11 protein-coding genes and 4 pseudogenes are annotated in these 15,720 nt (G+C 61.2%); 6 read left to right on the top strand and 9 right to left on the bottom strand.

Annotation, left to right across the window (positions count from 1 at the left end):
- Positions 1 to 145: 145 nt before the first annotated feature.
- The 3 genes and pseudogenes from istA to ASD64_RS02520 form a co-directional block, all read left to right on the top strand.
- A pseudogene (gene istA / locus ASD64_RS02530) lies at positions 146 to 1,363 on the top strand (IS21 family transposase); the annotation flags it as partial.
- Positions 1,363 to 2,163 (top strand): IS21-like element helper ATPase IstB, encoded by an 801-nt coding sequence (gene istB / locus ASD64_RS02525; protein WP_056100081.1) that lies wholly within the window; start codon positions 1,363 to 1,365, stop codon positions 2,161 to 2,163. The pseudogene istA and the gene istB, both read left to right, overlap by 1 nt.
- Positions 2,164 to 2,329: 166 nt before the next feature.
- Positions 2,330 to 2,936 (top strand): annotated as a pseudogene (locus ASD64_RS02520) (IS110 family transposase); the annotation flags it as partial.
- 226 nt (positions 2,937 to 3,162) lie between these two features.
- Here ASD64_RS02520 and ASD64_RS20325 read toward each other — a convergent pair.
- Both ASD64_RS20325 and ASD64_RS02505 read right to left on the bottom strand, forming a co-directional pair.
- Positions 3,163 to 4,162 (bottom strand): annotated as a pseudogene (locus tag ASD64_RS20325) (helix-turn-helix domain-containing protein); the annotation flags it as partial.
- Positions 4,163 to 4,343: 181 nt separating this feature from the next.
- Positions 4,344 to 6,821: a helix-turn-helix domain-containing protein gene (locus tag ASD64_RS02505; RefSeq protein ID WP_156459966.1), complete on the bottom strand. Its 2,478-nt coding sequence runs from the start codon at positions 6,819 to 6,821 to the stop codon at positions 4,344 to 4,346.
- A gap of 164 nt (positions 6,822 to 6,985) precedes the next feature.
- Here ASD64_RS02505 and ASD64_RS21875 point away from each other — a divergent pair.
- A pseudogene (locus tag ASD64_RS21875) lies at positions 6,986 to 7,150 on the top strand (aromatic ring-hydroxylating dioxygenase subunit alpha); the annotation flags it as partial.
- 15 nt (positions 7,151 to 7,165) lie between these two features.
- Here ASD64_RS21875 and ASD64_RS02500 read toward each other — a convergent pair.
- The 7 genes from ASD64_RS02500 to ASD64_RS02470 form a co-directional block, all read right to left on the bottom strand.
- Positions 7,166 to 7,687 carry an RNA pyrophosphohydrolase gene (locus ASD64_RS02500; RefSeq protein WP_056100070.1) on the bottom strand — a complete coding sequence of 174 codons (522 nt, stop codon included), beginning with the start codon at positions 7,685 to 7,687 and terminating at the stop codon, positions 7,166 to 7,168.
- Between the two features lie 20 nt (positions 7,688 to 7,707).
- Positions 7,708 to 8,889, bottom strand: coding sequence for a divergent polysaccharide deacetylase family protein (locus ASD64_RS02495; protein WP_056100067.1), 1,182 nt, complete (start codon positions 8,887 to 8,889; stop codon positions 7,708 to 7,710).
- Between the two features lie 292 nt (positions 8,890 to 9,181).
- Positions 9,182 to 10,507 carry a S41 family peptidase gene (locus tag ASD64_RS02490; RefSeq protein WP_056100064.1) on the bottom strand — a complete coding sequence of 442 codons (1,326 nt, stop codon included), beginning with the start codon at positions 10,505 to 10,507 and terminating at the stop codon, positions 9,182 to 9,184.
- Position 10,508: 1 nt separating this feature from the next.
- Positions 10,509 to 11,792 carry a murein hydrolase activator EnvC family protein gene (locus tag ASD64_RS02485; protein WP_056100059.1) on the bottom strand — a complete coding sequence of 428 codons (1,284 nt, stop codon included), beginning with the start codon at positions 11,790 to 11,792 and terminating at the stop codon, positions 10,509 to 10,511.
- A 127-nt stretch (positions 11,793 to 11,919) separates the two neighbouring features.
- Positions 11,920 to 12,402 carry a 23S rRNA (pseudouridine(1915)-N(3))-methyltransferase RlmH gene (rlmH, locus tag ASD64_RS02480; RefSeq protein WP_056100056.1) on the bottom strand — a complete coding sequence of 161 codons (483 nt, stop codon included), beginning with the start codon at positions 12,400 to 12,402 and terminating at the stop codon, positions 11,920 to 11,922.
- Between the two features lie 134 nt (positions 12,403 to 12,536).
- Positions 12,537 to 12,908 carry a ribosome silencing factor gene (rsfS, locus tag ASD64_RS02475; protein WP_056100255.1) on the bottom strand — a complete coding sequence of 124 codons (372 nt, stop codon included), beginning with the start codon at positions 12,906 to 12,908 and terminating at the stop codon, positions 12,537 to 12,539.
- Between the two features lie 160 nt (positions 12,909 to 13,068).
- Positions 13,069 to 13,452: a hypothetical protein gene (locus ASD64_RS02470; protein ID WP_056100052.1), complete on the bottom strand. Its 384-nt coding sequence runs from the start codon at positions 13,450 to 13,452 to the stop codon at positions 13,069 to 13,071.
- Positions 13,453 to 13,478: 26 nt separating this feature from the next.
- Between ASD64_RS02470 and ASD64_RS02465 the strand changes: the two genes are divergently transcribed.
- Positions 13,479 to 14,534: an RluA family pseudouridine synthase gene (locus ASD64_RS02465; protein ID WP_056100050.1), complete on the top strand. Its 1,056-nt coding sequence runs from the start codon at positions 13,479 to 13,481 to the stop codon at positions 14,532 to 14,534.
- Between the two features lie 184 nt (positions 14,535 to 14,718).
- Positions 14,719 to 15,630: an RNA polymerase sigma factor RpoH gene (gene rpoH, locus ASD64_RS02460; RefSeq protein ID WP_056100047.1), complete on the top strand. Its 912-nt coding sequence runs from the start codon at positions 14,719 to 14,721 to the stop codon at positions 15,628 to 15,630.
- Positions 15,631 to 15,720: the final 90 nt, after the last annotated feature.

Raw genomic sequence — 15,720 nt, 5'->3', positions numbered from 1 at the left:
TGTCAGGCGAAATGAGAAATTGACCCCCGAACGAAACGAAGAACTGACCCCTCGTTTTTGAGAGGATCAGTAGATGAGCGCAGAATTTCCATCGAAGCTCGCCGTGTCGAAATCAGTGCGAGTTGAGGAGATGCGGTCGGGGGAAGAAGTTTCAGCAATGGTGCGACTACATGGGATTGGCTGGGGAGCGAAACGGATCGCGCAGGAGTTTGGCTGCGCGCGCAATACGGTCCGTCGCTACCTTCGCGAGGGTGGTGTGGTGTCGTATCGCCAGCCAGTTCGTCGAACGGCATTTGACGGTTTGGACGATTGGCTTCGGGAGCGGTTTTTCCGCCATGAGGGCAATGCGGATGTCATCCGCCAGGAGTTGGCGAGCGAACATGGGATTGTGATCGGGCTTCGCTCGGTGGAGTTGAAGGTGAGGTGCTGGCGCCGGGAGTTGAAGGCGCAGAAGCGGGCGACGGTGCGCTTCGAGACGGCGCCCGGTCACCAGATGCAGATCGACTTCGGCGATACGAAGGTATGGATCGGCGGCGAGCGGGTGCGGATCCATGTGTTTGTCGCCACGCTCGGCTATTCGCGCCGGATACATATCCGGGCCTCGCAGAGGCAGCGCCAGACGGACTGGTTTGAAGGGATGGAAGGCGCTTTCCTGCGGTTCGGTGGAGTTCCGGCAGAAGTCCTGATCGACAACGCGAAGGCGCTGGTCGAGCACCATGACGCGGTGACGCGCGAGGTGAGGTTCAATGCGCGGCTGCATGCCTTCGCCCGGTACTGGGGCTTCACGCCGCGGGCCTGTGCTCCCTATCGGGCCCGCACGAAAGGAAAGGACGAACGCGGAGTCGGCTACGTCAAGAAGAACGCGATCGCCGGGCGCCGGTTCGAGAACTGGGCGGCGTTCGAGGCGCATCTGGACCGGTGGACGCGTGAGATCGCCGACCAGCGTGAACACGGCACCACCGGTGTGGCGCCGGCGGAGCTCTTCGGTGCTGAGGCTCGCGCATTACGCCCTCTGGCCGGCCGCGCGCCATTCGGGCAGCTACGGGATCTGATCCGCAAGGTTCAGGCCGACTGCGCGATCGATCTGGACACGAACAGTTACTCTGTGCCCTGGCGCCTGATCGGCGAGAGCGTCCAGGTCGTGGTGCTGGCCGGCCGGGTGATCATCCGTCATGCGGGCCAGGTCGTCGCAGACCATGCCCTTTGCCGGGGCCGACGACAACGGATCGTGGATCGCGCTCATTTTGTCGGTGTCGCCGGCTTCGAGGCGCCGGTGCGAGCAGCAGCCCCTGTCGAGATCGCCCCGGCCGCCTTGCTGCGACCGCTTGCGGAATATGAGGCGGTTGTCGGAGGGGCATGGTAATGGCGACCGTTGATCATGACATCCTCATTGCAACCCTCGATCGGCTGAAGCTGACGGCGATCCGAGACCAGCTCGATACGCTGCTGGATGAAGCGGCCCGTTCGAAGATGAACTTGCGCGAGGCCCTGGCCTTCCTGGTGTCGCGCGAGATCGCCCGGCGCGACGAGCGACGCATCTCGATGTCGAGCAAGATCGCGCAGTTCCCCTTCGTGCGCGAACTCGACGGCTTCGACTACGAGGCCCAGCCCTCACTGGACCAGGAGCAGATCAGGGAGCTGGCGACCTGCCGCTGGATCGCGCACGGCGACACGGTCCTGTTCCTCGGACCGCCCGGAACGGGCAAGACGCATCTGGCAGTCAGCCTCGGCCGAGAGGCGATCCGCCAGAACTACAACGTCCAGTTCATCACGGCGGCCACGCTGGTGGCGACACTGGCCAAGGCTCATGCCGATGGCTTGCTCGACAAGCAATTGACGCTTCTGTCGCGGCCGAAGCTGCTGATCATCGACGAACTGGGCTATCTACCCTTCGAGGCCAATGCCGCCCACCTGTTCTTCCAGCTCGTATCGCGGCGCTATGAGAAGGGATCGATCCTGATCACCTCCAATCGCTCCGTGGGCGAATGGGGAAGTGTTTTTGGAGACCCCGTTGTGGCCACGGCAATCCTGGATCGTCTGCTCCACCACTCGACGGTGATCACCATCCGCGGCGACAGCTACCGTCTCCGCGAAAAGCGCCGGTCCGGCCTTCTGCAGAAGACCGGACCGGCGCTCGAAACCAACGAAACAGCAAACCAATGAACGGGGTCAGTTCTTCACTTCGCCAAAGGGGTCAAATCCTCGATTCGCTTGACANCCTTCTGCAGAAGACCGGACCGGCGCTCGAAACCAACGAAACAGCAAACCAATGAACGGGGTCAGTTCTTCACTTCGCCAAAGGGGTCAAATCCTCGATTCGCTTGACAACGAGACCGCGCGCACGTCGATTGGGCTGCCGTTGCCGCCTGATGCCCTTGCCATTCGCATGTTCCGCATGGTTGTCGCCGAAGCCCGCAGCCTGATCCGGCAGCGCAACGAGATCGAGCAACAGGCCGACGACTTGCTGCGGCACAGCCAGGACTATCAACTGCTGCGCCAGATTCCGGGCATCGGGCCAATCAACGCACTGACGATTATTGCCGAGGCTGGCGACCTACGCCGTTTCCACCATCATCGCCAGTTTCTCAAATTCTGCGGGCTGGATCTGTCGACCCAGCAGTCAGGCCAATATCGCGGCCAGACCCGGCTTTCCAAATTCGGCAATGCGCGACTGCGCCGCACCCTGTGGATCGCCGGGCAGGTTGCCATCCGCCAGCGTGAGAACGGCTTCCGGCACAAGTTCGAACGCTACATCGCACGAGATCGCGACAATCCCGATCTGCGCCGCAAGGCGATGACCGCTATTACCGCCAAGATGGCGCGCGTGGTGCACGCCGTCGTCAAAAGCGGTTCCGATTACCGGCCCTTCGTCGAGGGGCGGGTGCCAGGTGGAAGAACCTCTGTCAGCTAGGGCCGTGAGGGCATCGGTTCGATGACCCTGTAGATAATGTTCGGGTCTTCCACCTGGATCAGAAGCTCGTGTTGAGGACGGTGAGGGCCGCCATCACGCGTACCCTGTGTTTGCTATGGACGAGACCTTTTCCCTTGCCGGTGGAAGCCGCCTGGTTCGACTATCCGACTTGACCAGCGTCACGCAGCGAGAGCATGCTGGCGAACAGAGAGACTTTGACCGTCTGCTCCATTTCCTTCCGCTCTTAGGACGTTGTCGCTGAGCAGCTTCGGCTTGTGCAGCACCCTGGCGCTGTCACAGCCGGAAGCCTGCAGCGCCAGTTCCAGCGTGTCGGTGACATCCCCGGCCTTCATCGTGGTACAGAGCTTCCAGGCGATGATGTAGCGCGAGAAGTCGTCGAGCACGGTCGAGAGATAGAACCATCCCCAGCCGATGACCTTCAGATAGGTGAAGTCGGTCTGCCAGAGCTGGTTGGGCGCTGTCGTCTTGTCATGGAACTCGTCGGCGGCCTTGATGACGATGAAGGCCGGGCTGGTGATCAGATCATGGGCCTTGAGCAGGCGATAGACTGAGGATTCCGACGCGAAGTAGCCTTTCGTGTCGGTGAAGGTGACCGCCAGTTCGCGTGGCGACAGCTCCGGCTCGTTCAGCGCCAGTTCGACGATCTGATCGCGCACCTCGTCGGGGATGCGGTTCCAAACCCGGTTCGGCCGGGGGCTGCGATCCTCCAAGGCATCGACGCCGCCGGCAAGGAAGCAATCATACCAGCGATTGAAGGTCGAGCGCGCAATGCCGAGCTTCTGCAATGTGCGCCGCGCCGACAGATGCGAGTTCTCGACCAGGCGGATGATCTCCAGCTTCTCGGATGCGGGGTATCTCATTCGTCGTCGCCCCCATCTGCGATCATGCTTTTTTAAGTATCCGCAGTTCCAAGGCCTGCTCGGCGACGACTTCCCTGAGGTCGCGCGCCTCCTTGCGCAGCACCTTCACCTCGTCGCTGGTCGCGGCGCGTGCCGTGTCGCCGGCAAGCCGCTTCTTGCCGGCCTCCAGGAATTCCTTCGACCATGTGTAATACAGGCTCTCGGCAATCCCCCCACGCCGGCACAGCGCCGCGATCGACTCCTCGCCGCGCAATCCCTCCAGCACGATGCGGGTCTTCTCCTCGGCCCAATACTGCTTGCGGGTCGCGCGGCGGATGTCCTTGATGACCTGCTCCGCAGGCACTTTCCCCGTTCCGGATTTCTGTCTCATCTTCGTTCCTTTGAAAGGCTACGATGAACCAGAAATCCTCCGCTCTCAGTTAAGCCGCTCTGGTCCCATCAGCGCTGACGCCGGACAATCGAAAATCGGTTGAAAAATATTTATACAGGCCAAATAGAAAGGAAAAAATATCCTCTTAAACATAAGAACTTTGATAGACAGAATACCTTCCTTATTCACGACTAGTTCTTCTGAGTATATTTTGCGTCCGGTACTGCCCAGGGCTCTGACCAACGTACTTAGTAAAATGTCGAGTGAAATGTGCCTGATCACTGAAGCCGCAGTCCAACGCGATATCGGTAATCTTCCCCCGAGCTAGATGTGGATCTGCCAACATCTCTTGAGCATGATCTAAGCGGCGCTGAGTCAAGTGCGACTTAAATGTCATTCCTCTATCCGAAAAGAGTTTTCTAACCCATCGGGTAGATATTCCAAGTGCCCTGGCAACGTCTGTTAAACGGAAACCCTGGTTGTGGATGTTGTCATCAACTATAGAAAGAAGGTATGACATTCGCATTTCATCTTTGCACAATGGAGCAGCCATTTGTGACTGCATAGCGAGATTAAAAAGTGCAATAACTGCTCGTTCAGTACGACTAAAATTATCCACTACTGTGTGGAAATTCATTTCCTTTTGATCTGCAAGTAAACAACCTAGACTAAGCACTCCAGGAGATCTCTGCGAAAGAGTATATGTGTTTGCAAAACGATGATGTCGGAAACCTAACTCAACTTTATCTAAAGGGATCCGCATCGCCACACAGCTAAAATCGGGGCTTGCCGAGAACGTAGACGGTAAGTTTCTATCGCGCAAAAGAATCTCGCTCGCCGAGAAATGTATCTCCGTTTGTGCCTCCTGGATGCACCCACTTCCAGATGTGACGGCATACAGAATTAGTTCCTGACCCTTATTAGTACGCAAGTCTTTTGGGGTGTGGATGACTTTATAACCGGCCCCCGTTTCAAGGATGGCGAGGGTGCAGCCTCCCTGTCGTTGCACAATTGTTGCGGAGCTTTCAACCTTGTCACTGCCAGATCGAATTATTCCGGGCAGGTCGCGCGAAAATGCCAGATTGAGCGACTGTTCCGACCAGTTGTGGCAGTAGGTGCTGACATGCGAGCCGATGTCGAATCCCTGCGCCGCATAAGTCGCCGCCTGATGGTCCCCCATTCCTGAAGTCTCGTACATCCACGATGTCGCGCGGGCGCATTGCCATTTCGCAGGATCGCAACCCTTTGGACTCAAGGCCAGCATGCGGTCGAACGAATCCTGCGTTCCGGAGCCGGTGCCGTGGTCGTCGGCGGCCATGACGAGGGCCGCCTTGGCGCCATTGGGGAAATACCAGAATTTCGGCAGCGGCGCCCGGTCATAGGTCAGATAGGCGATCAGATTGGACAACAGCCGCATGTTTTCGTCGGCCTGGGGAATGGCGATCTTGTCGAGGTCGACAAAGTCGGACTGTGGATCGTCACTGGCAGCGCCGTAGAAAAGATCATTGGGCCGGACGGGGTCGAGGCCGTCGCGTTCCTGCCCTGCCCATTTCGGGTTGCCCTGCCGGGTCAAGATCGTCGACCGGGCGAGATCGAAGGTGAAGGCCGCTACCTGTCCGCCGGCATCGCCTACGGTGCGCACCGTCACCGCCGGCGCTTGGGCGGATGTGACGGCGTCGCGATAAAGCGTTGCCACGGCACGGGTGCCCTGAGACATCGCCACCACATCGGCCGCTCCATGGAACTGGATCGTTTCGGCAACGAGGCCTTTGGCCGGCGCAGCCGCGTTATCCATCTTCAGATAACCGTCCTCGATGATGCCGGACGGGGGCGAGAGGCCGGCGAGATCGGCGAGGCTCCCGGACGGCCGCATCGCGATAAGCTTGCCGCCATCCGCCACCCAAGCGTGGATCGATGCCAGCTTGGCCGTATCGGCAATCGGACCAGATACGATCGCAACCGAATGGGCCGCCAGCACTGCGCTGTCCAGTTCGGCGACGTTCACGGTTGCGAAGCTCGCCAGCCCTTCGGCTCTAAGGATCTCGCTGTAGAACGCTTCGAACCGGTTCGAGCCGGTCGTGACGAGCAAGATCGGCCCACCGTGGCCGGCGACCAGCGACTGCTTGTGGGGGACGGTGAAGCGCCAGGCTTTCGACCGGCCTTCGCCGATCCTTACGCCGACTTCGATTTCGCCGGGGAAAAATGGCTGGTTCGGCGTGAAGGTGGCGGTCGTGAGCAAGTCGTTGAACCGGACCGATCCGCTTACGCGGTTGCCGTTGTTATCGCTCAAGTGGAAACTGACCGCTTCGGCCGAACTGCCGAGCGGGCGGTCGAAACTCGCTTGCACCTTGGTGCCGGCAGGTGCCCCGACGGTTCCGTCGGCGGGGAATACCGCCGTGATCGAAGGAGGACCGAAATATGCGTTACGAGCGAACCGGATAGCGCCGGGGAACACGTTGACGAGGCCAAGGGCAAGCAGGCAGACAAGGGCAAAGCCGACTGCTTTTACCCGGCGGTCAACTTTTCGATAGGGTTTCAAAAAGCCAAAATCCATCAACCCCGATCCAGACATGCAATCGCCAATCCGGGCGGCAAGGCTTGAGGGCAATGCGACGGCGCAGAAGGTAGCATTTATGATCGGCGGCGCAACAAAGGCCACATGCCTTCTGGATGATCTAGATGGCTCCGTTCAGCGCATCATTATGAAATATCTATAATTTTCTGGTCAGCCTCAGCCAAGGGCTACTCCTTATTACGTAGACACGACGTAGCCGGATCTATTGAGCAAGCCGACGCTCGCCGCTAACTCCTGCCGCCAAGTGCGCGCTGCTGTCAGAGGCTTTTGGCGGCTTCTATCTTTCCGATCTCGAATATGGCGTGCGCACCCACCACGACCATCTGCGCAAGATGCTGCCGGTGCCCGATCTCGAAACCGCACCCGATGAGCAGGATATGTGGGACACCAACGATGCGCCGCGCTCAAAGAACCAGCCGTTGAAAGACTCAGGGGACCAGGTGGCTGAAGGCGGCCACGACTTGTTCGTAGACCGGGCGCTTGAAAGGCACGACCAGGTCGGGCAGATCGCGCATCGACCGCCAGCCCCACCGGTCGAACTCCGCCTTGTGACCACCCGGCGGTGGGTTGATGCTGATTTCGCTTTCGTCGCCATCGAACCGGAAGGCGAACCATTTCTGCGTCTGGCCGCGATAGCGGCCCTTGAAGGCGATGCCGACCAGATGCGGCGGCAGATCGTAATTGATCCAGCCGGGTGCCTCTGCCATGAGGGTCAGGCTCTTCATGCCGGTCTCTTCAAGGAGTTCGCGGCGTGCGGCCGGAAGCGGCTCCTCGTCTTCGTCGATGCCGCCTTGCGGCATCTGCCAAAGCTTGCTCGTGCCGGAAAATTCGCTGTCGGGCTCGGCGATACGATGGCCCACCCAGACCAACCCCGCACCGTTGAGCACCAGCAAGCCGACACAGGGCCGGTAAGGCAGCGTTTCGGGATCGACAGCTTTCTTCTTGGACATCGGTCGGTTTTCTCTGAGGTTCAATGCTTGTTCGGGTCAGCGGCGACAGCCGAGATCGGTACGATCTCGATGCCGCGTTTCTTGGCTTCGTCGACCCATGTGGTAACGGCGTCGACGGTGACGTCGAAGGCCGATCCGGTGCCGATGGCGAAGCCCTTGGCGCGAGCCGTGGCTTCAAGCTGGTCAAGCTTTTTCAGGATTTCGCCGCGCTCCTGAACAGCATCGATCTGGGTGTCGGCGACGGCCAGCGGCACACCATCCTGTGCCGCCAGTTCCGGCGCGCTGCTGCGTGCCGAAGATCCATCGTCGACATAGCCAAGCCCTCGCTTGGCAAGTTCGGCCATGATCGGCGCCATCGCCTCGGCCTCGGCGGTGAAGCGCGCGCCCATGTAGTTCATCACGGCCGTATAATTGGTGGTGCGCGACAGGACCCGGTACAGGCTTTGCAGGTTCTCCTGAGGCGTTGCCTCGATGGTGAGGGTGTTGCGGCCCGGATTGACGTTCGGGTAGTCGAACGGCTCCATCGGCATCTGCATGACGATCTCGTGACCGCGCCGGCGACCTTCCTCCATCCAGCGGCCAATGCTGTTGCCGCCGGAAGCGAAGGCCAGCGTCACTTCAGGCGGCAGCTTGGCGATTGCCGCCTGCGTGCCGGTCTGCGATACGGCAAGCCCACCGATGACGATGGCGACGCGCGCTCCACGCGTGCCGGACCATGGCCGGGCATAGACGTCGAAGGGCCGCCTGCCGTCGGCGGCGCGGATCGGCAGCGGACCAGTTGCGCTCTGTTCGATCAATGCCTTGTCGGGGAGATGCGCGACACGAAGATCCTGGCCGACCGCGGAGGGATCATGGATGACGATGCCGCCGCTTGCGCCGCTTTGCGTCGATTCCGGTTGGACGCGGATGATTTGCGGCCCGCCAGGCTTCGATGTTGTGTCGACCTTTGGCGGTGCGGGCTGTTCTGGAGCGGCGACACCTTCGGCCGGAGCCGTCACTTTCGGGGTGGCGACGGCCACGGCTTGCGGATTGCGGAAGCCTGGATCGCGCAGCGCAATGGCGCTGGACACGCCGACGAGGGCCAGCACGGCGAGTACCCCGGCAAAGGAGCCCCGGCTGAAACTGCGCGGCCTAGACGACGCACGCGTCTCGCCCGAGCCTTGTCCCAGCGGTCGTTCGATATCCTTGATGGCGTCAGGCAAGCAGTATCCCCGAATCAAACTGCCGGAACCTTGCGATCCCGGCAGAATGGCATTGCTTCGATCGGGTCACCAGACCCTGTTCAGCTTCCAGATCGCCGTGCATCCTGACGGATGCATAGCGGCGACCTCGAGCGCGTCGCGATCTTTCAGATTCGCTGGCGCGCTCGAGGTATTTGTTTCCATGCATGTCGTTGTCCCGGAGCCGGTTCCCACTTTCGGGCGACATGTATTATCTCTTTGTTAGAGCATCGGATTTTCCCGAAAACCGGATTCCGCTTTTCGGTCCGCTACTCTACTGGTTGAGCACAGCCTTGTCCGGGTTCGGCGGGAAGGATGCATCTGTCTTTTCGCCGCGCAGCAATTGCTGGGCGTAGATAAGCTGCAGGTCGTCTTTCGGCTCCGGCGGCACGTAGGCGGCCGAACCAGAGCCGGTATCGCTCTCGTCAGCCCCCTTGATATGTCCCTTGAGGTCAGACTCGCCGCGGGTCAGGTCGCGGCCCTGCAATTCAGCCGGCACCGGCTGGTCGACCTTGATATCGGGCGAGATTCCCTTGCCCTGGATAGATTTGCCCGACGGCGTGTAATAGAGCGCGGTGGTAAGGCGCAAGGCGCCGTTCTCGCCCAGCGGGATGATGGTCTGCACCGATCCCTTGCCAAAGGACTGCGTGCCGACCACGGTGGCGCGGCGCAAGTCCTGCAAGGCGCCGGCCACGATCTCCGATGCGCTCGCCGAGCCGCCGTTGATGAGCACGATCAGCGGCTTGCCGTCGATGTCGTCGCCGACCTTGGCGTCGAAACGGGTCACGTCCTTGGGGTCGCGGCCGCGTGTCGAGACGATCTCGCCGCGATCGAGGAAGGCATCCGAAACGCTGACAGCCTGGTCGAGCAAGCCGCCCGGGTTGAGACGCAGGTCGAGCACATAGCCCTTCAACTTGTCCTTCGGAATTTCCTTCTTGATCGTCTGGATGGCCGATTCCAGATCGTCATAGGTCTTTTCGGTGAAAGACGTGATCTTCATGTAGCCGATGTCGTTCTCGACCCGGAACTTGACCGCCTTGACCTTGATGATGTCACGAACGACCTTGATTTCCAGCGGCTTGTCGGCCCCTTCGCGCAGGATGGTGAGCGTGATCGGCGTCGAAACCGGCCCGCGCATCTTCTGGACGGCGTCGTTGAGGGTGAGGCCACGAACTTCCTCGCCGTCGATCTTGGCGATGAAGTCGCCGGCCATCACCCCGGCCTTGGCGGCAGGCGTGTCGTCGATGGGCGTGATCACCTTGACGAGGTCGTTTTCCATGGTGACCTCGATGCCGAGCCCGCCAAACTCGCCCTTGGTCTGGACACGCATGTCCTGGGCGGCTTCGGCGTTCATGTAGGACGAATGCGGGTCGAGCGCGGTCAGCATGCCGTTGACGGCGTTCTCGACCAGCGCCTTGTCGTCGGGCGGGGTGACGTACTGCGCCCGCACACGCTCGAAGATATCGCCGAAGATCGCCAGTTGTTTGTAGGTCTCGGAACCCGCCGCATTTGCCGCCGAGCCGGGTGCACCGTAAACCAAGCTCATGGCAGATGCGCCCATCAGCGCACCGGCAAACAGAAGCGAGAATTTCCGCATCATTTCACGTCCTTCCAGAAAAACGGTCCGCCCACCACGGGGTCGGATCGACGGGTTTTCCATCCTTGCGGAACTCGACATAAAGTTCCGGCGTGGCATCTGCATTCTGTGTCGCCGAGGTGCTTGCCACCCTTGCTTCACCCATCGCACCGACCGGCTCGCCTGCGAGCACGGATTGGCCGGACGCGACGGTCAACCGGTTCATCCCCGCCAGCACGACATGATAGCCGCCGCCGGCATCAAGGATCAAGAGTTGTCCATAGGAACGAAACGGCCCCGCATAAAGTACGCTCCCGTCCGCCGGGGCGGTTACGATCGCGCCCGATTGTGTCGCAACCATGTCGCCCTGCATCACCGATCCGTTATCGTCGCCGGCGCCGAACCGGCGCTTGACCTTGCCGATGACCGGCAGCGCGACCTGGCCCTGCAAGGCCGAAAACGGCACCTGATCAAGCAACTGGTTGGCCTCGGGAATGGGTAATGCTGCCGTTTTCGACTGGTCGACGGCGGCCTTGCGTCTGGCATCGGTCTCCAGCGAGGCGATCAGGTCCTTGAGGCTTTTCGCCTTTTCGGCAAGGTCCTGCGCGCGCTGTTGCTCGGCGGCGATGGCGGCCTGCGTTTCGGCCTGGAACTTCTTCTTGGCCTCCAGAAGCAGGGTGAGGCGCTGCTTTTCGGTGACCTGGTCGGTGACCGCTTCCGTCAGCTTGACACGCTCGGCCTCGATGGAGGCGGTGACGCGCGAATGTTCCTTGAGGTCGGCCATCAGCACTTCGGTCTGATCACGCAGTTCCGGCACAACCGCGCCGAGCAGGATGGCGCTGCGCACGGACGACAGCGCGTCCTCCGGCTTGACCAGAATTGCCGGCGGCGGGCTGATGCCCATGCGCTGCAGGGCGCCGAGCACTTCGGCAAGCACGTCGCGGCGCGACGCCAGCGACGCGCGGATCCTGGCGTCCTGTTCCTTCAAGCCGTCCATTTTGGCGCCGATGTCCTCGATGTCCTGACCAAGCTTCTGCTCGGTCTTGGCGGACTGGATGAGGGCAGCGGTGATGCTGGCATAGTCCTTGCGCACCGAAGCGATATCGGCGGCGAGCCCCGCCATCCGCTCCGACGACAGGGTGATTTCCCGGGTTATGCGCTCATATTCGGCCCTGTTGTCCTGCGGATCGGACACACCGTTGGGGAATGCCTGCGCTTCGGCCCGGCCAGCCGACAGCACCAGCGCCGCAGCCACGACGAGATGGCGGGCACTCCAGCGGTTCGGCTTCACCTGTGTGAGATCTGACATTCGCCCTACTGTAGTGCGATTCTGGTTTCGAATGAATCCGGGAACCGCGCTCTTCCCGCGCAAATTGATGGAGATTGGGGCGAAAATCCGAGCGGCGCCGATTTATGAGTCCACGATCTGGCGCCGTTCAGGCGCGGTGATAGGGGTGACCCGACAGGATCGTTGCGGCGCGATAGAGTTGTTCGCCCAGCATGACGCGCACGAGTTGATGCGGCCAGGTAAGTTCCCCAAAAGAGACCACCAGATCCGCCTGGTCGCGCAGCGACTGGTCGTGACCGTCGGGGCCGCCGATGGCGATGACCAATGTCTTGCGGCCGCCGTCCCGCAACAGACCGATACGGCCCGCAAACTCTTCGGACGAAAAGTTCTTGCCGCGTTCATCGAGCAGGAGAAGCGCGCTCCCGGCCTGCAATTGCGCCTGCAGTTTCTGGCCTTCCTCGCGCCGCCGCTCACTGGCGGTCTGGCCACGGCCTTCCTGTATCTCGGTGATGCCTGTGAATTCGAGGCCGATTGCCGGCCCTGACCTGGCGAAACGCTCGAAGTAGCGGTCGGCAAGTTCCTTTTCGGGGCCGGATTTCATGCGGCCCACGGCGTGGATGGTTATTTTCATTCCAAGTCCTGGCTTCGGTAGCCTCGGAAAGCGAAACGCAGTCGACACCAGTCTGGAAACCGCTGCGGTTTCCATCAGGAATCACTCGCGACCTGCACTCCGCAGCAGCCCGCACCCAAGGGGCGCCGGCTAGGCTAGTGCAGCGTTTCTTCCTCCAGGTCCGGCGCCTGCCACATCTTTTCCAGATTGTAGAAGTCGCGGACCTCTGGCCGGAAGACATGGACGATGACGTCGCCGGAATCGATCAGGACCCAGTCAGCGCCGGCCAGTCCCTCGACGCGCACATTGCCGAGACCGGCATCCTTGAGCGCCTTGAGCAGGTGATCGGCGACAGCCGCGACATGACGGTTCGACCGGCCCGAGGCGACAACCATGTAGTCGCCCAAGCTCGATTTTCCCTGAATGTCGATGGAGACGATGTTTTCGGCCTTGGAGTCTTCCAGACTGGCAAGGACTGCGGCGAGGGCACGGGTATCGCTTGCGCTGATCCCGGCCGGCGAAGGCACGATGTCGGCCTTCTTCCGAAGTGCTGTTCTCAGTGTCTTTCCTTTCGCATCAAGAACAACCAAATCACCCTTCAAAGCAGGTGACATTGCTTAGATAGGCAGAGTTCCAATGCAGTTTCAAGACGAAGATCGCCTCCGTCCGAACAGTTGATCGCGTCACCTACTTCGTCCTGACGGCGAAGCGCCCGATCAGGCGCTGTTCGGCAATGTCGTAGACGAAGATGGCGCGCCCGCCTTCGGAAAGTTCGACGTCGATGGAAATGCGATTGCCGGAAATCGACTGCGATACGATTCTTGCGCCGACCGGCAGCACGATGTCGCCCTCGACCGGCTGACCGGCAGGAGCCTGAATGTCGCCGGCGGGCGCCGGGGCCGGCGTCTCGGCGGTGCGCGATTTGTAGACAAGGGCCGCGATGACCACCATAAGGGCAAGGAACAAAAGGCCGAGATTCAGCCCCATGAAACGGATGAGTTTCTTGCGCACTTTCTCGACCGAGGGGTCGAGCGGCTTTTCTTCGTCTTCGTCGGCATGGGGCCGGGTCATGGCAAAGTCCGGAACAGTTTGATCAGATGAGCGCTCATAGCGAACAGGTCGATGGATTGATAGGGGCCGGATTGATAGGGGGCGGCTCGATCGAGCTTGAAGCCGGTGCCGATGCGGCCGGCCAGCGCCTCGACCAATGGCTTGCCGCCAGGCTCGGCCCGGAGCTTTCGCGCAGCCGCGTGCAGGTGCTGATCAAGCAAGGCGCAGTGCGCCTGGGCGGGGCGGTCGTTACGGAAGCCAAGCGCAAGATGGCGGCCGACGAAAAGGTATCGGTCGAGATGCCCGAGCCGGAACCCGCCGAACCGCAGGGCGAGGCGATCGCGCTCGACGTGCTTTACGAGGATGACGAACTGATCGTCATCAACAAGCCGGCCGGATTGGTCGTTCACCCCGGCGCGGGCAACTGGACCGGCACGCTGGTCAATGCCTTGATCCATCACTGCGGGGCAAGCCTTTCCGGGATCGGCGGTGTCAGGCGGCCCGGCATCGTGCATCGCCTCGACAAGGCCACCAGCGGCGTCATGGTGGCGGCCAAGACCGACCGGGCCCACAAGGCGTTGTCGGAGGCTTTTGCCGATCATGGCCGCACCGGCAATCTGCAACGCGCCTATGTCGCGCTGGTCTGGGGCATACCGCAACGGCTCTCCGGGACGGTCGATGCGCCGCTCGGCCGCGCTGCCGACCGGGTGCGCCGAGCCGTCGTGCCGCAGGGCCGCGACGACGCGCGCCATGCCGTGACACACTACGCGGTCGAGGAACGCTACGGCGAAGGCCAGTCGCAATTCGCCACGGCGAGCCTCGTCGAATGCCGGCTGGAAACCGGCCGGACCCATCAAATCCGGGTGCATATGGCGCATATCGGCCATCCGGTCGTGGGCGATCCCGACTATGGGCAGGCCTTCCGCACCAAGGCCAATCGACTGCCGGAGCCTCTTCGCCAGCAAGTTCAGGCGTTTCCGCGCCAGGCGCTGCATGCCCGCCTGCTTGAATTCCATCACCCGGCCACCCATATCGCAATGCGGTTCGAAGCGCCGATGCCGGGGGACATGGAGGAACTCGCCTGCGGCTTTCGGAAACTCTGAACCAGCCTTCAACAAACCTGACTGGCATTGTTCACTTCAGCGTGACAGACTGTTTCGCCTTGAACAAATGCTGTCTTTTCTGCTTTTGTTCCTGTATAAAGCTGATTGCGGATGTGCGCTCAGGCATCCGCGCCATATGCCCGCCGCGTTTTGGGGGCATTTCTCGAAGAGAGGAGGGCGCTTCATGGCCCAGTCATTGCCCAGTATCGTTTCCGGCGAAGGCGGTCTCACCCGCTATCTGGAAGAAATCCGCCGTTTTCCCATGCTTCAGCCGCAGGAAGAGTACATGCTCGCCAAGCGTTACGCCGAGCATGACGACACGTCCGCGGCGCACAAGCTGGTCACCAGTCACCTCAGGCTCGTTGCCAAGATTGCCATGGGCTATCGCGGCTATGGATTGCCGATCGGCGAGGTGATTTCTGAAGGCAATGTCGGCCTCATGCAGGCCGTGAAGAAGTTCGAGCCGGAGCGTGGCTTCCGTCTGGCTACCTATGCGATGTGGTGGATCAAGGCCTCCATCCAAGAGTACATCCTGCGCTCGTGGAGCCTGGTCAAGATGGGCACCACCGCCAACCAGAAGCGGCTGTTCTTCAACCTGCGCAAGGTCAAGGGCAAGATCCAGGCCTTGGAAGAAGGCGATTTGAAGCCCGAGCAGATCACCGAGATCGCCACCCGCCTCAACGTCTCCGAGGAGGAGGTGATTTCAATGAATCGCCGCCTTTCCGGCGATGCTTCGCTGAACGCACCGATCCGCGCGAGCGAAGGCGAAAGCGGCGAGTGGCAGGATTGGCTGGTCGATGACAGCGACAGTCAGGAACAGATGCTGATCGAGCAGGACGAACTCGATAACCGCCGCGGTATGCTGGCGGGCGCGATGTCGGTCCTGAACGATCGCGAGCGGCGCATTTTCGAGGCCCGCCGACTTTCCGAGGAGCCGCTGACGCTGGAAGAACTGTCGACCGAGTTCGACATCTCGCGCGAGCGCGTGCGCCAGATCGAGGTGCGCGCCTTCGAAAAGGTGCAGGACGCGGTCAAGGCCGCGGCCAAGCGCCAGGCTCAGGCGCTCAGGACGATCGACGCCCAGCCGGCTGCTTAAGCCGTCACACTGATACGAAAAGAAGCGGCGCCGCCGGGAAATTCCGGCGGCGCCGTTTTTGTCGTCGGATTTCGTCTGTCGCGGGAGCGG

Source organism: Mesorhizobium sp. Root157 (assembly GCF_001427385.1).
Lineage (GTDB): Bacteria > Pseudomonadota > Alphaproteobacteria > Rhizobiales > Rhizobiaceae > Mesorhizobium.
Note: the sequence above shows the minus strand (reverse complement) of the source record. Positions and strands in the feature narration are given on the sequence as shown.